The sequence below is a fragment of the Pseudescherichia sp. genome, from assembly GCF_031987975.1.
In the GTDB taxonomy this organism is placed as follows: domain Bacteria; phylum Pseudomonadota; class Gammaproteobacteria; order Enterobacterales; family Enterobacteriaceae; genus Pseudescherichia.
This window is the reverse complement of record NZ_DALZYX010000007.1, coordinates 60,424-85,006: the sequence shown is the minus strand read 5'-3', so window position 1 is coordinate 85,006 and position 24,583 is coordinate 60,424. Positions and strand designations below refer to the sequence as shown.

Sequence of the window (24,583 nt, the reverse complement as noted above, 5' to 3'; positions counted from 1 at the left end):
GGTGCAGCCAACACACCTGTAGCGCGAAAGACGACGGGAAATTACTCGATACCCTTGCTGCGCAGGTAGTCTTCGTAGTTACCGCTGAAGTCGACGATGCGCTCAGGGGTGATCTCAATCACGCGGGTTGCCAGCGAGCTAACGAACTCACGGTCATGGGAGACAAACACCAGCGTACCCGGGTACATCTCCAGCGCCATGTTCAGCGACTCGATAGATTCCATATCCAGGTGGTTGGTCGGCTCATCCATGACGAGGATATTTGGCTTCTGCATCATCAGTTTGCCAAAGAGCATACGCCCCTTCTCCCCCCCGGAGAGTACCTTCGCTGGCTTTTTGATATCGTCCTGACTAAAGAGCAGACGGCCCAGGAAGCTACGCACCACCTGCTCATCGTCCCCCTCCTGCTTCCACTGGCTCATCCAGTCGAAGACGGTGAGATCGTTATCAAAGTCTGCGGCGTGATCCTGCGCGTAGTAACCAATCTTCGCGTTTTCAGACCATTTCACGGTGCCGTTATCCGGCGCCAGATCGCCTACCAGAGTTTTCAGCAGGGTAGTTTTACCCACGCCGTTCGCACCCAGAATGGCAATCTTTTCGCCCACTTCCAGCAGCAGGTTGAAGTTCTTAAACAGCGGACCGTTATCGAAGCCTTTAGTGAGCGCTTCCACTTCCAGCGCGTTACGGAACAGCTTCTTATCCTGTTCAAAGCGAATGAACGGGTTCTGACGGCTGGAGGCTTTTACCTCGTCCAGCTTGATCTTGTCGATCTGGCGGGCGCGGGAGGTGGCCTGACGGGATTTCGAAGCGTTGGCGCTAAAGCGGCTGACAAAGGATTGCAGGTCAGCGATCTGCGCTTTCTTCTTGGCGTTGTCGGCCAGCAGACGCTCACGCGCCTGGGTCGCGGCAGTCATGTACTCATCGTAGTTGCCCGCATAGACGCGCAGCTCGCCGTAGTCGAGATCGGCCATATGGGTGCAGACCATGTTCAGGAAGTGACGGTCATGCGAGATGATGATCATGGTGCTGTTACGCTCGTTTAGCACCTGCTCCAGCCAGCGAATGGTATCGATGTCCAGGTTGTTGGTCGGTTCATCGAGCAGGAGGATATCTGGATCGGAGAACAGCGCCTGGGCCAGCAGCACACGCAGCTTCCAGCCGGGAGCGACTTCGCTCATTGGGCCGTAGTGCTGCTCTACCGGGATACCGACGCCGAGCAGCAGCTCGCCCGCACGGGACTCGGCGGAGTAACCGTCCATCTCGCCGTACAGCACTTCAAGGTCGGCCACTTTATAGCCGTCCTCTTCACTCATCTCGGCCAGGCCGTAGATGCGATCGCGCTCCTGCTTCACTTCCCACAGCTCGGCGTGGCCCATGATCACCGTGTCAAGCACGCTGAACTCTTCAAAGGCGAACTGATCCTGGCGCAGCTTACCGATACGCTCGTTCGGGTCGAGGGAGACGTTACCCAGCGTCGGCTCAAGGTCGCCGCCGAGGATCTTCATAAAGGTGGATTTTCCGCTACCGTTCGCCCCAATCAGGCCGTAACGATTGCCGCCGCCAAACTTGACGGAAATATTTTCAAACAGCGGCTTACTGCCAAACTGCATGGTGACGTTGCTGGTAACTAACACGGTGTTATCCTGAAAATGTGTGACAAACTCTGCATTATGCCACAATTCCGAATTGAAATCGCGCAGGTGTGAACAGTTGCTACAATAGGGTGAGAGAAAAAAATGTGATTTCGTACACATCTCAATTCCATGCGCGTGGGAATGCACATATAATGCGCTCCCATCCTTTTGAGCATTCTTAACTAAACGGCCTGTGGCATAGAAACCTCGCATACCATGAATATGAAATTAACAACAATTTTAGCGGCGGCTTTCGCTGTAGTAGGGTTTTGCAAATCCGCGTCTGCTGTAACCTATCCGCTACCGACCGACGGTAGCCGTCTGATTGGCCAGAACCAGGTCATCACCCTGCCAGAGAACAACAGCCAGCCGCTGGAGTACTATGCAGCCCAGTACCAGATGGGTCTCTCTAACCTGATGGAAGCTAACCCAGGTATTGATCCTTACCTGCCGAAGGGCGGCAGCGTCATGAACATTCCTCAGCAGCTGATCCTGCCGGACACCGTGCACGAAGGGATTGTGATCAACAGTGCCGAAATGCGCCTCTATTACTATCCTAAAGGCACCAACACGGTGATCGTGCTGCCGATCGGTATCGGCCAGCTGGGCAAAGATACGCCGATCAACTGGACCACTAAAGTTGAACGTAAAAAAGCCGGTCCGACCTGGACGCCGACGGCGAAGATGCATCAGGAGTATATTGCAGCCGGTAACCCGCTGCCTGCCGTTGTTCCGGCCGGCCCGGATAACCCGATGGGTCTCTATGCCCTGTACATTGGCCGCCTGTATGCGATCCACGGAACCAACGCTAACTTCGGCGTCGGCCTGCGCGTAAGCCACGGCTGCGTACGTCTGCGTAACGACGACATCAAGTTCCTGTTCCAGAACGTACCAGTTGGTACCCGCGTTCAGTTTATCGATGAGCCGGTAAAAGCCACCACCGAACCGGATGGCAGCCGCTACATCGAGGTGCACAACCCGCTCTCCACCACCGAAGCGCAGTTTGATGGCAAAGAGATTGTGCCAATCACGCTGACCAAGAGCGTACAGAGCATCACCAGCCAGCCGGACGCCGACCAGAGCGTCGTTGAGCAGGCGATTCAGAACCGTTCCGGGATGCCGGTTCGTCTGAACTAAGAGTTTCGTAAGTCAGTAAAAAGCCCGGCAATCGCCGGGCTTTTTTGTCGTTTTACTGCTGTGCCAGCTGACTACGGCGATATTCCCCCTGCCGCTCCAGCATCCAGCCTGGATACTCCCGCGGCAGCGCGCTGACCGCATCAAGCTGTTTCAGCTCCTCTTCGCTCAGGCGAATCTCCGTCGCGGCGATGTTATCCGCCAGCTGATCCGGGCGTTTTGCACCGATGATAACGCTGCTTACCACTGGCTGATGCAGCAGCCACGCCAGGGCGATCTGCGCCACCGACACGCCTTTACTGTCGGCAATATTACGCATGACGTCCACGCAGTCGAAGGCACGCTCTTTCTCTACCGGTGGGAAGTCAAACGCCAGTCGGCGGCCGCCCTCTTCCCCGCTGCCGCTGCGGTCATACTTGCCGCTCAGCAGGCCGCCCGCCAGCGGGCTCCAGACCATCAGCCCCACCCCTTCGCTTTGCAGCATCGGAACCAGCTCACGCTCAAGATCGCGCCCGGCGATGGTGTAGTAAGCCTGCAAGGAAGCGAAGCGGGCCAGCCCCAAACGCTCGGAGATGCCCAGCGCCTTCATGATCTGCCACGCCGCCCAGTTGGAGACGCCGATATAGCGGACGTGACCGTGCTGAACCAGGTTATCCAGAGCGTAGAGCGTCTCCTCAATCGGCGTTGCCGGATCGAAGCCGTGGAGCTGGTAGAGGTCGATATGATCCAGCTGGAGGCGGCGCAGGCTCTCCTTGACGCTGCCGATGATGTGATAGCGGGAGCTGCCGCGCGAGTTGACCCCGCCGGTGCCGGTTTCGCCGAATACCTTGGTCGCTATCACCACGTCCTCACGCGGGATCTTGAGATTTTTCAGCGCCTGGCCGGTGATCTCCTCCGAGCGCCCTTCCGAGTAGACGTTGGCGGTATCGATAAAGTTGATGCCCGCCGCCAGGGCGTCGCCCACCAGCTGCTCAGCCTCATTCTGCCGCAGCTGACCAATCTTGCCCCACATCCCACCTTCGCCGCCGAAGGTCATGGTGCCCAGGCACAGCTCGGAGACAAAGAGACCGGTATTGCCAAGTTTTTGATAACGCATAGAACGCTCCTTAGGGTGTCAGTGAGTGTTCAGTAGTTATACTCCCACGCGCCGGATCGCGAATGTGAGGATCCTGCGCGTTTCTTGCCCAATCCTCTGAACTTTATCCTCGCGCCGCTTCGCCAAAGACCGGGTATTCCGGCAGCTGCACGGTCTGGTATGGCTCCCAACCGCCCCCCAGCGCCTTGTAGAGCGCCACCAAATCGAGGCTGCTCTGCACCCGCGCCTGGGCGCGCTGCTGTTCAGCCTGGGCCAGCTGGCGCTGGGCATCAAGCACATCGATAAAGGTGGCGATCCCCTGACGGTAGCTATCGCTGGCGAGATCGAAGGCGCTCTGTAACGCCTCAATGGTTTTGCTCAACCCGGCCTCACGCTGCTGATCGGTGCGGTAGCTGACCAGAGCGTTCTCCACGTCGCCCAGCGCGCTGAGTACCGTCTGGCGATAGTTGAGCGCCGCTGCACCCTGCTGCGCCCGCGCCAGCTTGACGCTGGAGACCAGCCGTCCGCCCTGGAAGATAGGAATTGAAACCTGCGGCCCGAAGCTGTAGAAGTGACTGCTCCAGTCGGTCAGCCAGTCGGTTTCGCTGTTGCGCAGGCCAAACTGGCCGCTCAGGGTCAGGCTCGGGAAGAGCTGGGCCACCGAAACGCCAATCTGCGCGGTGGCGGCATGCAGGTTAGCCTCCGCTTCACGTACGTCCGGACGGCGGCGGGCCAGCGTTGATGGGATCCCGGTCTGGATGATATCCGGCAGCTTCGGCAGGGGCTGCACCGACCGTAGCTCCGCATTCAGCGCACCCGGAGGCTTGCCGATCAGGATCGCCAGAGCGTTCATCGCCTGCTGCTCCTGGGCCTGGTACTGCGGCAGCTGCGCCTCCAGGCTACCCAGCTGTGCCCGGGCGTTCTCCACGTCCAGCTGCGGCGATAATCCACCGCGTTGGCGACTCTCGGTCAGGCTCAGGGTCTCTCTGGCGGTTTCGATCTGGGTGTTCATAGTCGCGAGGATGCTCTGCGCCCCACGCAGCTGGAGCCACGCCCGAGCCACCTCCGCCTCCAGCGACACCAGGGCGTCGTTGCGCTGCTCAATAGCCGCCTGCTGCTGGGCGTTAGCCGCCTCAACCTGACGACGTACTTTGCCCCACAGATCCAGCTCCCACTGGGCATCAAAGCTGCCCTGGTAGAGGTTTACCGGCTGGGTAAGTACCCCCAGGGCGTTACGCACCTCAGGATCGGCATCCTGTAGCTGACCGTAGACGTCGTGCGCCTTCAGCTCTCCCTCAAGCCCCAGCTGCTGCCGGGTGGCCTGGAGATTGCCGTTGACAGCTGGCAGGAAGGCACCGCCCGCCTGGTTGATCTGCTCACGTGCCCCGGCAATACGCAGCACGGTCTGTTGCAGGGAGAGGTTCCCGGCGATCGCCCGCTCGATCAGGCTGTTGAGCTGCGGCGAGTTGAAGCTGGTCCACCAGCGCGGATTAACCGCCTGGGTTGAGGTTTGCGACGGCACGGTTTTATCCCCGGCGTCGTTCCAGTGGCTCACCGCAGGCGGCACGGGCTGCTGGTAGTCCGGCCCCACGGCGCAGCCTGCCAGCAGCAGGGTAAGTAACGACAGCGTCGGGGTATGTATCCTGTGCATGTTAATGTGCTCCTGCGCTGCCTTCGCTCTTGATCGGCGAAAGCAGAAGACAAAACGGAATCAGTAAAAACGCCACGACGCTGAGCAGAGTAAAGACGTCAACGTAGGCGAGAAAGCGCGACTGCTCGATCATGGTTCGGTACATCTGCCCGGTTGCCAGTCCGAGGGGATCCCCCGACAGCGTGGTGAAGTTGCGGATCGCCTGGGCCGTCTCGCGCACCGCCAGCTGGAACTGCTCGCTAAAAGGCGTGGTGTGAGCGCTCAAATAGGCGCTGTGTACCTGGGCGCGTTCGGTAATGGCGGCGGTGGAGAGCGAAATACCGATCGATCCGGCAACGTTACGGAACATGGTAAACAGCGCCGCGGCGTCGGCGTTGAGCTGGCGCGGAATAGTGACAAAGGCGATGGTGGTGAGCGGCACAAAGAGGAAGCCGAGACCAATCGACTGGGCGCTACGGAACAGCACCAGGGTTTCGAAATCTACGTCCGGAGTCAGGTTGCGCGACCAGAAGAAGGCCACCGCCAGGCAGGTAAAGCCGAAGGCGATGATCCACCGGGTCTGCACCACCGGCATCAGCTTCAGCACCAGCGGGATCGTGAGTACGATCAGCACCGCCCCCGGTGAGAGCACCAGCCCGGACCAGGTCGCGGTATAGCCAAGATCCTGCTGCGCCAGCTGGGGGATCACCACCGAGCTGCCGTAGAGGATCATTGCCATTCCGGCCATCAGCAGGCTGGAGACGGCAAAGTTTTTATCCTTCATGCAGTGCAGATCCACCACCGGCTTTTTAGCGTACATCAGCCAGTAGATGGCGCCGATAATGCCAATCAGGGTCAACACGGCAAAGGTGCGGATAAAGTTAGAGGCGAACCAGTCGTCGTCCTCGCCACGATCCAGCATTACCTGCAAACAGCCCAGCCCCAGCGCAATCAGCCCGATGCCGGTCCAGTCGATGGTCAGCTTCTCTTCCGATTTGCGCTCCCAGGGCGGATCTTCCAGCAGCTGGTAGATAGCCAGCACCGTGACGATCCCCACCGGGATGTTGATAAAGAAGACCCAGCGCCAGGAGTAGTTGTCGGTGATCCAGCCCCCAAGAGTTGGCCCGAGCACCGGAGCAACGATGATCGCAATTGACGAGAGGCCAAAGGCCTTGCCGCGATCCTCCGGCTTAAAGTAGTCCAGCAGCACCGACTGCTGGGTTGGCTGTAGTCCGCCGCCAAAAAAGCCCTGCAGGATGCGGAACAGGATGATCTCCCACAGCTCGGTGGCGATACCGCACAGGAACGAACAGACGGTAAACATCACGATGCAGATGAGGAAGAAGCGCTTGCGGCCAAAGACGCGGCTCAGGAAGGCCGAGATGGGCAGCACGATGCCGTTCGCCACCAGGTAGCTGGTGAGCACCCAGGTGGATTCGCTATAGCTGGCCGAGAGCGAACCGGCGACGTGGGGCAGCGCCACGTTGATGATGGTGGTATCGAGGATCTCCATAAACACCGCGAGGGTGACGACAATCGCCACCGCCCACGGGTTACTGGCGGGACGCCAGTTCTCATGGCTGTGATCGGTCATTCCAGCGTCACCTTCGGCTCCACTGACAGCCCCAGCGGCAGCGGCGGCTGATTTGCGTCCAGACCTTTATCAATGACGATCTTCACCGGTACGCGCTGGACGATCTTCACGAAGTTGCCGGTGGCATTTTCCGACGGGAAGGCGGAGAAGCGCGAGCCGCTCCCCTGCTGGATGCTGTCGATATGCCCCTCTAGCTCGAGATCCGGATAAGCATCGACGCCGATGGTAACTTTATTGCCGGGGCGCATCCGCTCCAGCTGTGACTCTTTGAAGTTCGCCACAATCCAGATATCGGTAGAGACCAGCGAGAAGAGCGCCGTACCCGCCTGTACCAGGGTGCCAGTCTGCACGTTACGTTTGGTGACGTAACCATCAAAGGGGGCGCGCACTTCGGTATAGGAGAGGTTGAGGTTAGCGTTCTCTAGCTGGGCGCGGGCCTGCTCCACCTGCTGTTCCCGGGCTTCGACGTTGGTCTCCTGCTGGCGGATCTGTAGCGTTATCTGGCTTGCCACCTCCAGCTGAGCATTGGCGCTGGCCAGCTGGGCCTGAGCGCTGCGCAGCTGGGCGTTGGCGCTGTCGATGTTTTGCTGGGTGGTCGCACGGGGATCAACGCCGCGCTGACGGCGATAGGCAGCCTCGGCGTTGGCTAAATCCGCTTTGGCCTTCAGCACCTGCGCCTGCGCTTCGTCGCGCTGGGCAGGGTACTGCACCTTCGAGAGCGCCAGCTGGGCCTGGGCCTGATGCAGCTGGGCGGTTGCCAGTCCGAGCTGGGCTTGAGCCTGATCGCGCTGGGCGGTAGCGTCCCGGGGGTCGATTACTACCAGCAGATCGCCCTTTTTCACTCGCTGGTTATCCTTCACCCGCAGCTCGGTTACGTAGCCCGCCACCTTGGGCGCGACGGTCACCGCATCCCCTTCGGTAAAGGCGTCGTCGGTGGTCTCCTGGTTGCGGGTCATAAACCACCACACCAGCGCCACGATTACCATGACTACGACCACTACGCCCAGAATAATGAGCGGCTTTTTACCGGGGCGCTTACGTTCCTTGTTTTGAGCATCGTTTTGATCTTTGCGATCGTTATTGTTCTCTTCCTGCGCTGCGTCAGGATTGTTTTCGTTATCAGCCATAGCGTTGCAACTGTCCTGTTGATAAACGGCGCGACACGTGCGCCGTTATCTAAAGTTAGGAGGTTGCTATACATTTGCCAGGAAAAACTGACAAATTCGCATTAACTGATAATCAGTAACCCATACCCTACCAGCGCGGCCCAGATCAACAGCGGAATGGAGTAGAGATGGAAGCGCCACCAGATGCGGCGGTTGTTGGCCATCCGCAGGGCGATAAGATTCGCCAGCGAGCCGGGCAGCAGGCCAAAGCCACCGACGTTTACCGCCCAGGCGAGCAGCTGGCTGGGGGGAACGTAGTTCAGCAGCAGGATGGTTGCCGGTACGTTGCTGATGACCTGCGACAGGCCGATGGCCGTGAGCCACAGCGTGGGCTGGGAGAGGTGTTCTACGCCGTTGAGCGCTCCCTGCAAAGCGGGGAGCTGTACCAGCAGGTGAACATCGATAAACATCACTATGAAGACCAGCAGCAGTGTCCAGTCCACGCTCTTCAGCACCTTACGGGCAAGAACAGCAAAGCCCGCGGCGACAATCAGCACGCCCCAGCCCTCGAGCTTCATCTCCAGCGAGGTGAGGAAAACAACGTAGAGTCCCAGACAGCTCCAGAGCAGCCGGGGATGCCATGATGGAGCCTGGCTGCCGCTGTGGTAGGTCAGGGCTTTGTTGGGGAAAAAGAGCCAGCAGAGCAGCAGCAGGGTTGCCATCATCACCAGCGCCAGCAGCGCCATCTGCCCGGAAAAGGCGGCAAACGAGAGGCCGGAGCGCCCCCACAGCAGTATATTTTGCGGATTACCGATGGGGGTAAGCAGCGATCCGGCGTTAACCGCCAGCGCTTCAAAAATAATCAGCCGGTTAACCGGGATCTCACACAGTTTTCTCAGCGTCAGGGTGAGCGGCACCACGATAAACAGCGCCACGTCATTGGTCAGGAAAGTTGAGAGCAGCGCCGCCGCCAGCGCCATAAACATTGCCAGCCGCCGCTCGGTGGCAATGCGCCGGACCATCCTGCGGCCCAGCACGTCAAAGTAGCCACTCTGCTCTACCCCTTTGGTGAGCATCATCAGCCCGCTCAGGGTGAGGATGGTGTGCCAGTCGATCGCCTCAGGCCACGCGGCCGGGTGAAAAGGGACGAAAAAGCTCAGGGCAATGCCGATCAGGATCAGCAGCTGGAGAAAGCGATCGCGCGCCAGCGCACGCACGAACGGCAGGGTCATTCCGCAGGGTGCTCCTGCTGAAGAGTAAAGAGGCGAAAACGTTCCAGCGTCTCCTCGCTGACGTGGTGCTCCATGCCCTCGGCGTCGCGGCGGGCGGTCTCCGGGCTGACGCCCAGCACCAGCAGAAAGCTCTCAACGATCTGGTGGCGCTCGCGGCTCTCCTGGGCCAGCTTCTCTCCTTCAGGGGTCAGAAACACGCCGCGCCACGGGATCTGCTCGATCAGCCCCACCGTTGCCAGACGCTTAAGCATCTTGGCTACCGTCGGCTGGGAGACCCCCAGCCGGGCGGCCATATCCACCTGCCGGGCCTCCCCTACTTCGCGGATTAGATCGGAGATCAGCTCGACATAGTCATCAATCAGTTCACGCCGGTGCGCTTCCCGCACCTGACGAAAGCCCTCAACGTGCTCTTCGACATTCACCAGCTGCGTCACTTTTTTTGTTGTTGTCTTGCCTGCGCGACGGCTCATTGGACTTCCTCATGGGGTAACGCGATAAATGCATCATATACGGTTGCGTCCAGTGTAAACCATAAGTAGACCAGCACAAAAAATTTGGGTAATAGCCGTAGCTATACAATATAGCCTGTGCTATATCTGTATGTAATGCAGACAACCTTCATGGATTGAACGTCACACCATCAAGCAGGAGGAGGTTGATATGAACGAACTCAAGAGGTGCCTTAGCGTGTTTACCCACTCGCCGTTCCAGGTCCGGTTACTGTTGCTCAATATGCTGTGCGATATGTTCAACGGCAAACCGCAGCAGGACGATAAAAAATCCCAATAATGCGGCGTCGCGGCACGCCGCTTCATTTTTCTGTCACACCCCCCCGCCATACTGACGCTCTGTCATAGAAAATTCCTCTTATTTGCTGATTTTGCAACCACTCTCGCAAAAGATCCCTTCGTAAGCAGTTGATCTTCGCCTGCTCTCGCTCTATCTTCTCGCAGCCCTGCACAAATGCGGCTCGCGGATGCGGAACTCTCCTCTTTCCCTACGCCCTCTCCGGCAGGTTTTGACCCTCTACGCCAGGGTGAGCACATGGCGTTTTCGCGATACAGCTATATGAATTTAACAATAAAAGAAACGCTCGCTGCCCGTAGCCAGGCGCTTAGCCCGTGGACGGGTTTTTACTTTCTTCAGTCGTTGCTGATCAACTACGCCCTTGGCTACCCTTTCAGCCTGCTCTATACCACCGCGTTCGCCTGCCTGCTGCTGCTTATGTGGCGTCACGCACCGCATGCACAGAAGGTGCTGGTGGGGATCTTCTCCCTGCTCGCTGCCTCTTACTATCCCTTTGGCCAGGCCTACGGCGCACCGAACTTCAATACGCTGCTGGCGCTGCACTCTACCAACATGGAGGAGTCCACGGAGATCCTGACCATTTTCCCGTGGTACAACTACGTGATTGGCCTGTTTATCTTTGGCCTTGGGGCGATCGCCGTGCGGCGTAAAAGCAGCGAACGTCCATCCTGGGGTAAATGGGATCATCTCGGGGTCGCCTTCTGTCTGGCTACCGTCTTTGTCGCCCCGGTGCAGAACCTGGCCTACGGTGGCGTCTTTAATCTGAAGGATACTGGCTATCCCGTGTTTCGCTTTGTGAAGGACGTGGTAGTGAACAACCAGGAAGTGCTGGACGAGCAGAGCCGGATGGCGCAGCTTGCCGGAATGAAAGATAGCTGGAGCGTGATGGCGGTGAAGCCGAAGTATCATACCTACGTGGTGGTGATCGGCGAAAGCGTGCGCCGCGACGCGGTGGGCGCATTTGGCGGCCACTGGCAGAACAGCCCTTTTGCCAGCAGCGTCAACGGCACGCTTTTTACTGACTACGTGGCGGCCAGCGGCTCGACGCAGAAATCGCTGGGCCTGACTCTGAACCGGGTGATGGACAACAAGCCCCAGTATCAGGATAATTTTGTCACCCTCGCCAACCGGGCGGGCTTCCAGACCTGGTGGTTCTCTAATCAAGGACAGATTGGTGAGTACGATACCGCTATCGCCAGCATTGCGAAGCGCGCCGACGAGGTGCAGTTCTTAAAAAGCGGTGATTTCGAGGCGGATAAAAACACGCGTGACGAGGCGCTGCTGAAGATGACCGCACAGGTGTTAAACACCGCACGCAGCCAGCCACAGCTGATTGTCCTGCACCTGATGGGTTCCCACCCGCAGGCCTGCGATCGCACCGGCGGCAAGTATACGGACTTCGTGCAGTCGAAGGAAACCTCGTGCTATCTCTACTCGGTGACGCAAACCGATACCCTCCTCAGCAAGCTCTATGACCAGCTGCGCAACAGCGGCAGCACCTTCTCGATGGTCTACTTCTCCGATCACGGGCTGGCCTTCAAGGAGCGCGGCAAAGAGGTGCAGTATCTGGCCCATGACGATAAGTTCCAGCAGAACTTCCAGGTGCCGTTTATGGTGATCTCCAGCGATGACACCCGCCATCGGCTGATTAAAGCCCGCCGCTCGGCCAACGACTTCCTGAGCTTCTTTTCGCAGTGGACCGGCATTACCGCCAAAGAGATCGTCTCCCGCTACCGCTTTATCTCTAACGACAAAGCCGGGCCAACCTGGGTGACCAACTTCAAGCTACAAAAGGTAGATTACAACCATCTGGGCACGGACCTGTTCGAGACCCGCTCGCGGTAACCACGTCATATACGAGCATGGTCCGTAGTTCTGTAGGCCGGGTAAGCGCAGCGCCACCCGGCGTTTGCACCCATACCCGGTGGCGCTCCGCTTGCCAATAAACTGCGTCCATAAAAAAACGGCCCCTGGGGGCCGTTTTTGTGTCTAGACTATCACCGGGGTGATTAGAAGCGGTAACCTACGCCTGCGATCCAGGTGCCAACGTCAACGCTACGGATGCGGCTCTGCTCGTAGGAAACGTCGATAGCCACATCTTCGATTGGGTTGAACTGCATACCCGCACCGTAGGAGAAGCCGTAGTCGCTGCTGTCAGAATGGTTTACAACATCCTGAGACTGCTGGAATTTACCGTAGCCAACACCTACTACACCGTAGATGCTTGCCCAGTCGTTCAGACGGAAAGCAGGACCTGCAGTTACGCCGTAGTACTGTGCTTTATTGTACACGCCGCTTTCGGTACGATCTTTTTCAGTGTAGGTAAAGGAACCGATGTAACCCAGCGGAGTGTCGTTTTCGTAGCGATATTTCAGGTTGAAACCGTTAGCTTTGTTCGCCACGCCCTGCATGTCGCTCTGAGCATAACCGCCGGAAACAGTAGAGGTTGCCGCTACAGCGGAACCTGCGGATACAGCCAGAACAACTGCCAGTGCTGAAAGACATGCAATTTTTTTCATAACCACCTCAAATGTGCTTCAAGTAAGTCCTAAGTATTAAATATAACAAAAATTATTGAGAAACTCTTTGCGCTTCGCGCTGTCTAACGGACCTTTTGATGTAACAGAACGTTTCCTCTGACTCGTATCTCTTTCAAAAAAAAGCCTTTTTTCAAGCCATGTCGCTATTATCGCGCCATAAAAGCGACATATTCATCCAGATTATTCCTAAAGATACGGTGAATAATCCAGCAACTTGTCACTATTCTATCGCGTTCCTGACATTTATTTTCAACGGAGACTCAACCACAGACATCTATTTCCATTACACTGCCCTCTTTACCTGGTTTGACATAAATTGACAGGAGAAAGGATGCCTGGTTTACCCCGCAAATTACCCGTCTGGTTACCTATTTTTATATTGCTGATTGCGATGGCGTCGATTCAAAGCGGCGCATCCCTGGCGAAATCGCTCTTTCCGCTGATTGGTGCGCCCGGCGTGACCGCCCTGCGTCTTGCCCTTGGGACCCTTATCCTTGTCGTTATCTTCCGGCCCTGGCGACTGCGCTTTACGCCAGAGCAGCGTAAGCCGCTGCTGTTTTATGGCCTGGCGCTGGGGGCAATGAACTATCTCTTCTATCTCTCGATCCAGACGGTTCCGCTGGGCATTGCGGTCGCGCTGGAGTTCACCGGCCCGCTGGCGGTAGCACTTTTCTCCTCCCGCCGTCCGGTCGACTTTATCTGGGTGGTACTGGCGGTGCTGGGGCTGTGGTTTCTCCTGCCGCTGGGGCAGGACGTTTCTCATGTCGATCTCACCGGTGCGGCCTTTGCGCTCGGAGCGGGTGCCTGCTGGGCCATCTACATTCTCTGCGGCCAGCGCGCCGGAGAAGAGCATGGCCCGGCCACCGTGGCGCTGGGTTCGCTGATTGCCGCCGTGGTGTTTGTTCCTCTTGGCGCAATCCAGGCGGGGGACGCCCTCTGGCACTGGTCGATTCTGCCGCTGGGCCTGGCCGTAGCCGTTCTCTCCACTGCTCTTCCCTATTCACTGGAGATGGTGGCCCTGACGCGCCTGCCCACCCGTACGTTTGGCACCCTGATGAGTATGGAGCCTGCGCTGGCAGCGGTATCGGGGATGATCTTCCTGAGTGAAACCCTGACGCTGGTGCAGTGGCTGGCGCTATTGGCCATTGTTGCTGCCTCTATTGGCTCTACGCTGACGCTACGCCGTGAGAGCAAAATAAAAGAAGTTGATATTGGTTAATTATTTCCTGCACGGTTTCGCACCGTGCAGAATAACCTTCACCGCCTCAACTTTTTACGTTAATAATATTCATTAACATTCTCAACGTCTTATATAAATTAAGAATCATCTCCCTCGTTAAACGTAAGTTACTGATATGTAAAAAATAGCCATTTATACCCTCGTTATTACTATTGGACCGATAGGAACAGCCAAAATAGCAAAGCCAAAAACCGGTGCTATACTTAGTTCCAGTAATTACCTGGGAACATACATCAAGAGGATATGAGATTATGAGTACCGCTAAACTGGTAAAAACCAAATCATCCGATCTGCTTTATACTCGTAACGATGTCGCGGACGACGATAAGAAAGCAACCGTTGAGTTGCTGAACCGCCAGGTGATCCAGTTCATTGACCTGTCCCTGATCACCAAGCAGGCCCACTGGAATATGCGCGGCGCTAACTTTATTGGCGTGCATGAGATGCTGGACGGCTTCCGTACCACCCTGACCGATCACCTCGATACCATTGCCGAGCGTGCGGTGCAGTTAGGTGGCGTGGCGCTGGGTACGACGCAGGTCGTCAACAGCAAAACGCCGCTGCAAAGCTACCCGCTGGACATCCACACCGTTCAGGATCACCTGAAAGAGCTGGCCGAGCGCTATGCCATCGTGGCAAACAGCACCCGTAAAGCCATCAGCGAAGCGAAAGATGAAGACACCGCCGATATCTTCACCGCAGCGTCTCGCGACCTGGATAAATTCCTGTGGTTTATCGAATCTAACATCGAATAAGTCATAAGCTTTATCTATTACCCTCTCCCGCCCGGGAGAGGGTTTTGCACTGCTATAGTGCAACCCGAGTACAACCGCACTTTCTTTCCCCTCTGTAAAGTAAATCACTTGTAATAATTACCTCACACAATCGTTAATCAAGGGTTGTTTTATCACCGCGTTATGCGCTTAATAGCAGCATATTGTGCAACATGCCAGCGACGCACCAAAATGGGTCACTGAAATGGTGCATAGCGCTCAGCCATGCATGCTTTTTGTACAGCAGTTGAAAATATCGCCTTTACAAAACAATAGGTTGTAAACCTGGCACGATTTTTTCATACTGCGTACGTTCTCTCAGGGGATCGCCCCGTGGATATAAAAGGAAATGTTATGAAGTCTGTGTTTAAAGTTTCCCTTGCTGCACTTACCCTGGCTTTTGCGGTCTCTTCCCACGCCGCCGACAAACTGGTTGTGGCGACCGACACCGCGTTCGTTCCGTTCGAATTTAAACAGGGCGATAAATACGTTGGTTTTGACGTGGATCTGTGGGCTGCGGTAGCGAAAGAGCTGAAGCTGGATTACACCCTGAAGCCGATGGATTTCAGCGGCATTATTCCGGCGCTGCAAACCAAGAACGTGGACCTGGCGCTGGCGGGGATTACCATTACCGACGAGCGTAAAAAAGCGGTCGATTTCTCTGACGGCTACTACAAAAGCGGTCTGCTGGTGATGGTTAAAGCCAACAACAACGACGTTAAAAGCGTAAAAGACCTCGACGGTAAAGTTGTCGCGGTGAAGAGCGGTACCGGCTCCGTTGACTATGCGAAAGCCAATATCAAAACTAAAGATCTGCGCCAGTTCCCGAACATCGACAACGCCTACATGGAACTGGGTACTAATCGCGCTGATGCGGTCCTGCACGATACGCCGAACATTCTCTACTTCATCCAGACCGCCGGCAAAGGCCAGTTCAAAGCGGTTGGCGACTCTCTGGAAGCGCAGCAGTACGGTATCGCGTTCCCGAAAGGCAGCGACGATCTGCGTGAGAAGGTGAACGGCGCGCTGAAAACCCTGAAAGAGAACGGCACCTACAACGAAATCTATAAAAAATGGTTCGGTACAGAACCTAAATAATCCAGCCTGAATGCAGGTTTGTAACGCCCGGTGACGCTTGCGCTTACCGGGCCTACATGTTTAGTTTTTCACCACGGTATACAGGAATTTATCATGCAGTTTGACTGGAGTGCCATCTGGCCTGCCATTCCCATTTTGTTTGAAGGCGTCAAAATGACCCTGTGGATCTCGGTCCTCGGTCTGGCGGGCGGTTTAATCATCGGCCTTGCAGCCGGTTTCGCCCGCAGCTTCGGCGGCTGGATAGCAAACCACATCGCACTGGTATTTATCGAAATCATTCGCGGCACGCCTATCGTTGTTCAGGTGATGTTTATCTACTTCGCCCTGCCGATGGCCTTTAACGATCTGCGCATCGACCCGTTCAGCGCCGCCGTTGTCACCATTATGATCAACTCCGGAGCCTACATCGCTGAAATCACCCGCGGCGCGGTACTCTCGATCCATAAGGGCTTCAGCGAAGCGGGCCTGGCGCTGGGACTCTCTAAGCGCGAGACCATTCGCCGGGTGATCCTGCCTCTGGCACTGCGCCGTATGCTCCCGCCGCTGGGTAACCAGTGGATCATCAGCATCAAAGACACCTCGCTGTTTATTGTTATCGGCGTGGCCGAGCTGACCCGTCAGGGCCAGGAGATCATCGCCGGCAATTTCCGCGCGCTGGAGATCTGGAGCGCCGTGGCGGTGTTCTATCTCATCATTACCCTGGTTCTGAGCTTTATTTTGCGTCGTCTTGAAAGAAGGATGAAAATCCTGTGATTGAATTTAAAAACGTCTCTAAGCACTTCGGTAAAACCCAGGTGCTGCATAACATCGACCTGAACATCAACCAGGGCGAAGTAGTTGTCATCATCGGTCCTTCCGGCTCCGGTAAGTCAACCCTGCTGCGCTGCATCAACAAGCTGGAAGAGATCACCAGCGGCGATCTGATCGTTGATGGTCTGAAGGTGAACGACCCGAAGGTGGACGAGCGCCTGATCCGTCAGGAAGCAGGCATGGTGTTCCAGCAGTTCTACCTGTTCCCGCACCTGACGGCGCTGGAGAACGTGATGTTTGGCCCGCTGCGCGTGCGCGGGGCGAGCAAGAGCGAGGCGGAGAAGCTGGCCAACGCGCTGCTGGCAAAGGTCGGTCTGGCAGAGCGTGCCGACCACTATCCGTCTGAGCTTTCCGGCGGCCAGCAGCAGCGCGTGGCAATTGCCCGTGCGCTGGCGGTGAAGCCGAAGATGATGCTGTTTGATGAACCCACCTCGGCCCTCGACCCGGAGCTGCGTCACGAGGTGTTGAAGGTGATGCAGGATCTGGCCGAAGAGGGGATGACGATGGTGATCGTGACCCACGAGATCGGCTTTGCCGAGAAGGTCGCCTCGCGGCTGATCTTTATCGATAAGGGGCGTATTGCTGAAGATGGCAATCCGCAGCAGCTGATCGAGAACCCGCCCAGCCCGCGCCTGCAAGAGTTCCTCCAGCACGTATCCTGATCTATCAACGCTCTCCATCTGGGGAGCGTTTTTTTTCCTCCGCCGGATTTCTCCCATTTCCAGACGCAGCGCTGGCAGCATCTATACTTATCTTTTTGCACTATTTTCTCAGGAGAGAGACCGTGCCGTGGTTACTGCTGCTGCTTAGCCTGTTCATTATGCCGCTACACGCGGCGACCATTCCGGGCATCACATCCGCTGCCCCTGCCACCAGCGAGACAGCACCTGCTGCCGAGCCGGATCTCGAGCAAAAGAAAGCCGCCTACGGCGCGCTGGCGGACGTGCTGGAGAATACCAGCTCCCGGGAAGAGCTGATCGGCCAGCTGCGTAAGGTCGCCGCCACCCCACCGCCGGAGCCGGTGCCGACCATCACGCCACCGGAAGAGGTCGTCGAAGAGAAGACGGTACTGGAGAACGTGCAGGAGGTCAGCCGATACTACGGCGAGGAGCTGTCGTCGCGCTTTGCCCAGCTCTACCGCAACATTACCGGCTCGCCGCACAAGACCTTTAACCCACAGACCTTCATTAACGCCGCCGGTCACTTCCTGCTGCTCGCCGTGCTGGTCTTTGTCTTCTACTGGCTGGTGCGCCTCTGTGCCTTCCCGCTCTATCGCAAAATGGGCAAGTGGGGGCGGCGTAAGAATCATGACAGGACCAACTGGTTACAGCTGCCTGCAATGATCGTCGGGGCGTTTATTATCGACTTGCTACTGCTGTCGCTCACTCTCTTTGTCGGCCAGCTGCTAAGCGACAATCTCAACGGCGGCAACCGCACCATTGCCTTTCAGCAGAGCCTGTTCCTCAACGCCTTTGCGCTTATTGAGTTCTTTAAGGCGATCCTGCGACTCATCTTCTGCCCGCGCTTCCCCGATCTGCGTCCTTTCTCGATTAAAAACGAGGCGGCGAAATACTGGCACCTGCGCCTTAGCGCTCTTAGCAGCCTGATTGGCTATGGCCTGCTGGTGGCCGTACCGATCATCTCAAACCAGGTTAACGTTCAGTTTGGCGCGCTGGCGAACGTACTGATCATGCTCTGTATCACCACCTGGGCGCTCTACCTTATTTTTCACAATAAGACCACGGTATATGAGAACCTCCACCACCTTGCCGATCGCTCGCTGGCTTTCTTTAGCCTCTTTATTCGCGCCTTTGCGCTGGTCTGGCACTGGCTGGCCTGCGCCTATTTCGTGGTGCTGTTCTTCTTCTCGCTCTTCGATCCGGGCAACAGCCTGAAATTTATGATGGGTGCGACGGTACGCAGTCTGGCGATTATTGGTATTGCGGCGTTTGTGTCGGGCATGCTGTCGCGCTGGATTGCCAAGCGGATCACCCTCTCAGCTCAGGTGCAGCGCAGCTATCCAGAGCTACAGAAGCGGGTAAACGGCTGGCTGTCGACGGCGCTAAAGGTGGCGCGTTTTCTCACCGTTATCGTTGCCATTATGCTGCTACTCAGCGCGTGGGGCCTGTTCGATTTCTGGAACTGGCTGCACTATGGCGCGGGGGAGAAGGCGGTCGATATTCTGATCCGCATCGCGCTGATCCTCTTCTTCTCGGCGGTGGGCTGGACCGTGCTGGCGAGTCTGATCGAGAACCGGCTGGCGTCCGATATCCATGGTCGCCCGCTGCCCAGCGCCCGTACCCGTACCCTGCTGACGCTGTTCCGCAACGCGCTGGCGGTGATCATCAGCACCATTACGGTAATGATTGTGCTCTCGGAGATTGGGGTGAACATCGCCCCGCTGCTGGCCGGTGCCGGCGCATTAGGTCTGGCCATCTCCTTCGGGGCGCAAACCCTCGTGAAGGATATTATTACCGGGATCTTTATCCAGTTTGAAAACGGGATGAACACCGGCGATCTGGTCACTATCGGGCCGCTCACCGGGACCGTGGAGCGAATGTCGATTCGTTCCGTGGGGGTGCGACAGGATACCGGCGCGTACCACATTATTCCGTGGTCATCGATCACCACCTTCGCCAACTTTGTGCGCGGGATTGGTTCGATAGTGGCGAACTACGACGTGGATCGTCATGAGGATGCAGAGAAAGCGAATAACGCGCTGAAGGCGGCGGTGGGTGAGCTGATGGAGCAGGAGGATATCCGTAAGCTGATCATTGGCGAGCCGACCTTCGTAGGCATTGTTGGCCTGACCAACACCGCCTTCACGCTGCGGGTGACCTTTACCACCCAGCCGCTGAAGCAGTGGACGGTGCGCTTTGCCCTCGATAGCATGGTGAAAAAGCACTTTGATCTTGCCGACGTGCGCGCGCCGGTACAGACCTATCAAGTGCTGGCTAACCCAGGAGCAGCACAGCCAGGAGCTGGGCAAAATATGCTCCAGCCCCCTGCGGAACCTACGCTTTAAATCGCGTCTGCGCCCAGCGGCGACGCTGGGCCTCGTCAAGGAAGGTCCAGGCAATGAAGCGGCTCTGCTTCTGCCCCTGGGCCATCTCTTTTTTCACCACCTTCACCGCTCCGACGGCGGTCAGGGCGCGATAAAGCGGCGGCAGGTTTTCGCCGCGTGATACCAGGGAGGTGAACCACAGCACCTGGCGACCAAAGGCCTGACTCTCAGCGATCATCTTGCTGATAAAAGCTACTTCCCCACCCTCGCACCACAGCTCCTGCTGCTGGCCGCCAAAGTTAAGGCCGCTCGCCTCGCTCTGACCCAGGTTGCGTCGTTTGCGGTCGTTACCGGCCTGCGCCGCCGCCGCCGAGTCGTGGAACGGCGGGTTGCAGAGGGTAGCATCGTACTGCTCGTTCTTGTGGATCATGCCGTTAAGAATAGCGGCCGGATCTTTCTGGCGACGCAGACGGATCGCCCGGGTCAGGCCAGGGTTGCCGGAAACGATCGCCTGGGCGCTGGCAAAGGCCGCGTCGTTGACCTCGGTGCCGGTAAAGCGCCAGCCGTATTCGTGGTTACCAATCAGCGGGTAGATACAGTTGGCCCCGGTGCCGATATCCAGCACGCTTGCCTGGCGGGGGATCTCACCGCCTACGGTTTCGGCCAGCAGATCCGCCAGGTGGTGAATGTAATCCGCGCGTCCCGGCACCGGCGGGCAGAGAAAGCCTTGCGGAATATCCCAGTGCTTCACCTCATAGAAGTGCGCCAGCAGCGCCTTGTTCAGCGCCTTAACGGCATCGGGATCGGCGAAGTTGACCGTCGGCTCCCCCGTAGGGGTGGCAATGATAAAACCGCGTAGCTGCGGCTCTACGGCGCAGAGCGCATCAAGATCGTAGCGGCTGCGGTGACGGTTACGGGGGTGTAACCCCGGCTTCTGGGCATTCATGGCATTCTCCTGTAATGAGCGGCGTAAGATACCCCCTGAAGGCGGCGTGGTAAACAGCGATTCATGCAAAAAACCGCGTCATCTTGACGAAATATTTGCCCGTAAGCCCCTCTTCACCGGGCCTAAACTTAAGCTGCGGTTCCCTGATAAGAGGAAGTCATGATGAAAAAATATCTGGCAATGGCTGCCGCACTGGCGTTTTCCGCCATGACGGTCAGCTCTTTTGCCGCACCACAGCAACTGATGAGAGGCGATACCGGGACGCTACGCCCGGCGGGCACGGTCTCCGCACAGGGCGCGCTGAGCCTGGACGATCTCCAGGATGAGCTGGCTGAAAAAGCCCGTGAACAAGGCGCGAAAGGGTTTGTGATTAACTCCGCTGGCGGTGAAAACCAGATGTACGGCACGGCAACCATCTACAAATAAGCTTTTCCCCACCGCCCCGTAAAAGTCTGAGAGTCTTTTGTGGGGCATTTTTTTACCCCGCGGACATCTTTTACTACCCTTAACGTTCACCTTAAGCTGAGGAGTAGAAGATGAAATTCAAGGGCATAGAGCATATTGGCATTACCGTTACCGATCTGAAAGCCGCCGAAACCTTCTTCGTTAACGCGTTGGGTGCCAGCGTGCTCTACCGTATCGTTCCTCCTGATGAGCCTGCGAAAGCCGTTGACGGCCAGAGCATGCATCCGCTTAACGGCTTTCCCGTCGATATGCGCGTGGTCGGCCTGGCGATGCTGCGGCTGGGCAACGGTGCCAACGTCGAGCTATTCCAGCTGGATCCGGGCGTGAATAATCAGCAAACCAATATTTGCCAGCCGGGGATCAACCACTTTTCACTCTATGTGGATGACATTAAAGAGGCGGGGGAAACATTGCGCGCCCACGGGGCGGAGATGCTGGAGGGACCGAGCGACTGCTTTGCCCAGGAGGAGGGAGCCGGCAACCAGACCTGGTTCTGCCGCACTCCCTTTGGTGTGCTGATCGAGCTGATCACCCTCCCCTCGCCGCTGCACTACGACGAGGGTGCCACCGCCGAGCGCTGGCTACCCTGAGGCTACGTTTCGTTAGCCGCCGCCAGCAGGGTGTTGAGCAGCACGTTTGCCCCACGCTCTGCCCACTGCGGGGTGATATTTTCCGCCTCGTTGTGACTGATGCCCTTTTCGCAGGGGATAAAGATCATTGCAGTAGGGGCGACGCGGTTAACGTAGCAGGCGTCGTGACCCGCCCCGGAGACCATCCGGCGCTGGGAGTAGCCCAGCTCGCGGGTCGCCTGCTCGATGCGGGTAATGCAGCCCCGATCAAAGTTCACCGGCGCGTAATCAAAGATACGCTCCCAGGCGACGTCAATGCTGCGGGCCGACAGCCCGCTCAGCGCCTCGGTTAACGCCGTCTCCATCTCCACTAGAGCAGCGGTTTCTGGATGGCGGAACTCGACGGTGCAGAAGACCGCGGACGGCACGACGTTACGCGAGTTAGGCGTCACCTGCACGCTGCCCACGGTGGCCCGCCCGTCCGGGGCGAAACGGCGGCCAATGGTTTCAACCGCCAGGGTCAGCTCGGCAAAGGCACACATGGCGTCGCGACGCAGATCCATCGGCGTAGTGCCCGCGTGAGCGGCAAAGCCGGTCAGGTTGATCTCATACCAGCGCTGGCCCATAGCAGCGTGAACGACGCCGATATCCGTATCCTCCGCCTCAAGCAGCGGTCCCTGCTCGATATGCAGCTCGTAGCAGGCATGCAGCGGGATGGCCGCCGCCGGGCGCTCGCCCTGATAGCCGATAGCCGTCAGCGCCTGGCCCACGCTGATGCCGTCGCGATCCTCCCGCGCCAGGGCGTACTCTTCGCTGAATACCCCGGTCCAGACGCCGGAGGCCAGCATCGCCGGGGCAAAACGTGCCCCCTCTTCGTTAGTCCAGTTCACCAGAATGAGATCGCGCTCGGTGGTGATGCCGCCATCGTTAAGGGTACGCAGCGCCTCCAGCCCGGCGAGCACGCCGTAGATGCCGTCGTAGTTGCCGCCCAGCGGCTGGGAGTCACCGTGCGAGCCGGTGAGCACCGGAGTCAGATCGGGGTTGCTGCCCGCCCGGCGAATAAACATATTCCCCAGTCGGTCAACGTCGCAGCTAAAGCCCGCCTCACGCGCCCAGGCGGCGAGCAGGTCTCGCCCGCGCCGATCTTCGTCGCTCAGCGCCAGCCGGGTCACCCCGCCCCCCGCCGTTGCGCCAAGGGTGGCAAACTCATTGAGGGTCTGCCACAGGCGTGCGCTATCAACCTGGAGAGGAGACGCCATCACGCCTCCTTGTCTTTGACGCGATAGCGGAAATCGCAGCACGGCGCGCCGGACATAATGGTCTGGGTGCGGGTCAGCTCAACGTCAGGAGCATAGCCGACGATAAACTTATCATCCCTCGCGCAGGAGAGCAGATGGCCGATCTCGCCGAGGCCCATCTCATGGTACATCTCGGCGTAGCGGCAGCGCGTCACGTCATAGTCGTAGCGCTGGCCGTCATCTTCGATCACCCGCACGTCGAGAGCGTTATCCTTCTCCCAGAGATATTGCAGATCGACGAAGCTGCGCAGATCCGCTTTTTTCGGTTCGGCGGCGGCAAAGTTCTGCCCGGCCTGAATGGCCGCCTGCTCGATGGCTTCGCCAATCACCGCCTGGGCGCGGGCTTTACCCACCTCGCGCACCAGGATCTCATAGATAGGTTTAATTATTTCAGCTTCAATTTTACGGCGGGCGAGAATGCCCAGCTCTTGTTTTTGCTCACAGCTCATCATTGCCTCACAAATTACTTCGCGCTACCGCCCAGCACGGTCTGGGGTTCCCATTTACCGTTCACCACTTTGTAGACGGTAAAGGATGGATTTTTCAGGTTGCCCTGCTCATCAAAGGCAATATTGCCGGTTACGCCGGCGTAGTTGATGGCGCGCAGCGCGGGCAGATAGTCACCGGCGTCAACGGAGTCGGCCTTCTGCATGGCGGCAATCAGCACGCGGGTAGCGTCATAGGCAAACGGCGCATGGAGTTCGATATGGGTATGGTATTTAGACTGGTAGGCCTGCTCGAACGCTTTACCACCCTGCATTTTGTCTACTGGCAGACCCGGCTCCAGCGCGACAACGCCCTCGCCCTCTTTCTGCGCCAGGCTCAGGAAAGTCTGGCTAACGAAGCCACCCGCGCCCATCAGCGTGGCCTTCATGCCCAGCTGCTTGAGACGACGCGCCAGCGGAGCCGCCTGGCTATCCACGCCGCCGAAGAAGACCAGATCGGCATTTTTGCTGCGGATGGCAGTCAGCACGGCGTTGAAGTCCACGGTCTTCTCATCAACGTACTGGCGGTCAACCGGCTTGATGCCCTGCGCTTCCAGAGACTTGATGAACTCATCGGCCAGCCCCTGACCGAACGCGGTCCGGTCGTCGATTACCGCGATACGTTTTGCTTTCAGGGTCTGCACCGCATATTTTGCCGCATAGTCGCCGCCGTCATCGTCGTGGCCCATCACGCGGAAACTGGTGTCAAAACCCTGCTGGGTGTAGGCGTGACCGGTGGCGACCGGGGCAACCTGGGCGATGCCCGCATCATGATAGATACGCGCCGCCGGAATACTGGTCCCGGTGTTCCAGTGGCCCACCACGCCTGCCACTTCGCTGTCTACCAGGCGCTGGGCCACGGCCACGGCGGTACGCGGGTCAGACTGATCGTCCTCGGATTGCAGCTTAAAGGTCACCGCTTTGCCGCCAATCGTCGGGTGGGTTTTATTCACGTCGTCGATGGCGAGCTGTGCGCCGTTCTCCAGATCCTTACCGATACGCGCCGACGGGCCGGTCAGCGGGCCAGCCAGACCGATAATCACGGTCTCATCGGCCTGGGCCTGATTTACCGCCGATCCGCCAAGAGCAGCAAGCACAATCATGGCGCTTAGCGCTTTGCGTGGTTTAGTTTTCATTGTTGTT

The 24,583-nt window shown here is 57.8% G+C and carries 23 protein-coding genes; 11 read left to right on the top strand and 12 right to left on the bottom strand.

All coding sequences use genetic code 11. The annotated features are described in order from the left end of the window. Positions 1-41 precede the first annotated feature (41 nt). The gene (locus RTN40_RS13810) at positions 42-1,634 is read right to left on the bottom strand and encodes an ABC-F family ATPase (RefSeq protein WP_312228952.1); all 1,593 of its coding nucleotides are present in this window, start codon (positions 1,632-1,634) and stop codon (positions 42-44) included. A gap of 216 nt (positions 1,635-1,850) precedes the next feature. Between RTN40_RS13810 and ldtB the strand changes: the two genes are divergently transcribed. After that, positions 1,851-2,771 (top strand): L,D-transpeptidase, encoded by a 921-nt coding sequence (gene ldtB / locus RTN40_RS13805; RefSeq protein WP_312228951.1) that lies wholly within the window; start codon positions 1,851-1,853, stop codon positions 2,769-2,771. 52 nt (positions 2,772-2,823) lie between these two features. Here the strand turns inward: ldtB and RTN40_RS13800 are convergent, their stop codons facing one another. The 6 genes from RTN40_RS13800 to mntR all read right to left on the bottom strand — a co-directional run bounded on the left by RTN40_RS13800 (position 2,824) and on the right by mntR (position 9,875). Next, complete coding sequence (locus RTN40_RS13800; RefSeq protein WP_312228950.1) at positions 2,824-3,864, bottom strand: aldo/keto reductase; 1,041 nt, start codon at positions 3,862-3,864, stop codon at positions 2,824-2,826. Between the two features lie 103 nt (positions 3,865-3,967). Continuing rightward, positions 3,968-5,494 (bottom strand): efflux transporter outer membrane subunit, encoded by a 1,527-nt coding sequence (locus RTN40_RS13795; RefSeq protein ID WP_312228949.1) that lies wholly within the window; start codon positions 5,492-5,494, stop codon positions 3,968-3,970. Position 5,495: 1 nt separating this feature from the next. Further along, the gene (locus tag RTN40_RS13790) at positions 5,496-7,067 is read right to left on the bottom strand and encodes a DHA2 family efflux MFS transporter permease subunit (protein WP_312228948.1); all 1,572 of its coding nucleotides are present in this window, start codon (positions 7,065-7,067) and stop codon (positions 5,496-5,498) included. Next, entirely contained in the window at positions 7,064-8,194 is a 1,131-nt protein-coding gene (locus RTN40_RS13785) for an HlyD family secretion protein (protein WP_312228947.1), read from the bottom strand. Before RTN40_RS13785 ends, RTN40_RS13790 begins: the two co-directional genes overlap by 4 nt. Positions 8,195-8,295: 101 nt before the next feature. Further along, a complete protein-coding gene (locus tag RTN40_RS13780; protein WP_312228946.1) occupies positions 8,296-9,405 on the bottom strand; it encodes an anion transporter in 1,110 nt (369 codons plus the stop codon). Then, a complete protein-coding gene (gene mntR / locus RTN40_RS13775) occupies positions 9,402-9,875 on the bottom strand; it encodes a manganese-binding transcriptional regulator MntR (RefSeq protein ID WP_042392308.1) in 474 nt (157 codons plus the stop codon). The genes RTN40_RS13780 and mntR overlap by 4 nt, the downstream gene beginning before the upstream one ends. A 190-nt stretch (positions 9,876-10,065) precedes the next feature. Between mntR and mntS the strand changes: the two genes are divergently transcribed. Both mntS and RTN40_RS13765 read left to right on the top strand, forming a co-directional pair. Further along, positions 10,066-10,194, top strand: coding sequence for a manganase accumulation protein MntS (gene mntS, locus RTN40_RS13770; RefSeq protein ID WP_312228945.1), 129 nt, complete (start codon positions 10,066-10,068; stop codon positions 10,192-10,194). Between the two features lie 279 nt (positions 10,195-10,473). Beyond that, complete coding sequence (locus RTN40_RS13765; protein ID WP_312229166.1) at positions 10,474-12,057, top strand: phosphoethanolamine transferase; 1,584 nt, start codon at positions 10,474-10,476, stop codon at positions 12,055-12,057. A 164-nt stretch (positions 12,058-12,221) separates the two neighbouring features. Here the strand turns inward: RTN40_RS13765 and ompX are convergent, their stop codons facing one another. Next, positions 12,222-12,731, bottom strand: coding sequence for an outer membrane protein OmpX (gene ompX, locus RTN40_RS13760; RefSeq protein WP_312210254.1), 510 nt, complete (start codon positions 12,729-12,731; stop codon positions 12,222-12,224). 352 nt (positions 12,732-13,083) lie between these two features. Here ompX and rhtA point away from each other — a divergent pair, with 352 nt between their 5' ends. The 6 genes from rhtA (at position 13,084) to ybiO (ending at position 19,698) form a co-directional block, all read left to right on the top strand. Further along, entirely contained in the window at positions 13,084-13,971 is an 888-nt protein-coding gene (rhtA, locus tag RTN40_RS13755) for a threonine/homoserine exporter RhtA (protein WP_312228944.1), read from the top strand. Positions 13,972-14,243: 272 nt separating this feature from the next. Further along, complete coding sequence (gene dps, locus RTN40_RS13750) at positions 14,244-14,747, top strand: DNA starvation/stationary phase protection protein Dps (RefSeq protein WP_312228943.1); 504 nt, start codon at positions 14,244-14,246, stop codon at positions 14,745-14,747. 372 nt (positions 14,748-15,119) lie between these two features. After that, complete coding sequence (gene glnH / locus RTN40_RS13745) at positions 15,120-15,863, top strand: glutamine ABC transporter substrate-binding protein GlnH (protein WP_312228942.1); 744 nt, start codon at positions 15,120-15,122, stop codon at positions 15,861-15,863. Positions 15,864-15,956: 93 nt separating this feature from the next. After that, the gene (gene glnP / locus RTN40_RS13740; protein ID WP_042392296.1) at positions 15,957-16,616 is read left to right on the top strand and encodes a glutamine ABC transporter permease GlnP; all 660 of its coding nucleotides are present in this window, start codon (positions 15,957-15,959) and stop codon (positions 16,614-16,616) included. Then, the gene (glnQ, locus tag RTN40_RS13735; protein WP_312228941.1) at positions 16,613-17,335 is read left to right on the top strand and encodes a glutamine ABC transporter ATP-binding protein GlnQ; all 723 of its coding nucleotides are present in this window, start codon (positions 16,613-16,615) and stop codon (positions 17,333-17,335) included. Before glnP ends, glnQ begins: the two co-directional genes overlap by 4 nt. A gap of 122 nt (positions 17,336-17,457) precedes the next feature. Then, positions 17,458-19,698 (top strand): mechanosensitive channel protein, encoded by a 2,241-nt coding sequence (gene ybiO / locus RTN40_RS13730; protein WP_312228940.1) that lies wholly within the window; start codon positions 17,458-17,460, stop codon positions 19,696-19,698. Here the strand turns inward: ybiO and rlmF are convergent. Next, positions 19,688-20,623 (bottom strand): 23S rRNA (adenine(1618)-N(6))-methyltransferase RlmF, encoded by a 936-nt coding sequence (rlmF, locus tag RTN40_RS13725; protein WP_312228939.1) that lies wholly within the window; start codon positions 20,621-20,623, stop codon positions 19,688-19,690. The two genes, ybiO and rlmF, sit on opposite strands and share 11 nt — an antisense overlap. Positions 20,624-20,785: 162 nt before the next feature. Here rlmF and mcbA point away from each other — a divergent pair, with 162 nt between their 5' ends. Both mcbA and RTN40_RS13715 read left to right on the top strand, forming a co-directional pair. Then, the gene (gene mcbA, locus RTN40_RS13720; RefSeq protein ID WP_312229165.1) at positions 20,786-21,049 is read left to right on the top strand and encodes a DUF1471 family periplasmic protein McbA; all 264 of its coding nucleotides are present in this window, start codon (positions 20,786-20,788) and stop codon (positions 21,047-21,049) included. A gap of 110 nt (positions 21,050-21,159) precedes the next feature. Next, positions 21,160-21,678: a VOC family protein gene (locus RTN40_RS13715; protein ID WP_312228938.1), complete on the top strand. Its 519-nt coding sequence runs from the start codon at positions 21,160-21,162 to the stop codon at positions 21,676-21,678. Positions 21,679-21,680: 2 nt separating this feature from the next. Here RTN40_RS13715 and RTN40_RS13710 read toward each other — a convergent pair whose 3' ends face one another. The 3 genes from RTN40_RS13710 to RTN40_RS13700 are packed head-to-tail and all read right to left on the bottom strand — an operon-like array spanning position 21,681 to position 24,576. After that, positions 21,681-22,916 carry a Zn-dependent hydrolase gene (locus tag RTN40_RS13710; protein ID WP_312228937.1) on the bottom strand — a complete coding sequence of 412 codons (1,236 nt, stop codon included), beginning with the start codon at positions 22,914-22,916 and terminating at the stop codon, positions 21,681-21,683. Beyond that, a complete protein-coding gene (locus RTN40_RS13705) occupies positions 22,916-23,404 on the bottom strand; it encodes an L-2-amino-thiazoline-4-carboxylic acid hydrolase (RefSeq protein ID WP_103819927.1) in 489 nt (162 codons plus the stop codon). The genes RTN40_RS13710 and RTN40_RS13705 overlap by 1 nt, the downstream gene beginning before the upstream one ends. A gap of 14 nt (positions 23,405-23,418) precedes the next feature. After that, positions 23,419-24,576: a branched-chain amino acid ABC transporter substrate-binding protein gene (locus RTN40_RS13700; protein WP_312210240.1), complete on the bottom strand. Its 1,158-nt coding sequence runs from the start codon at positions 24,574-24,576 to the stop codon at positions 23,419-23,421. Positions 24,577-24,583 lie beyond the last annotated feature (7 nt).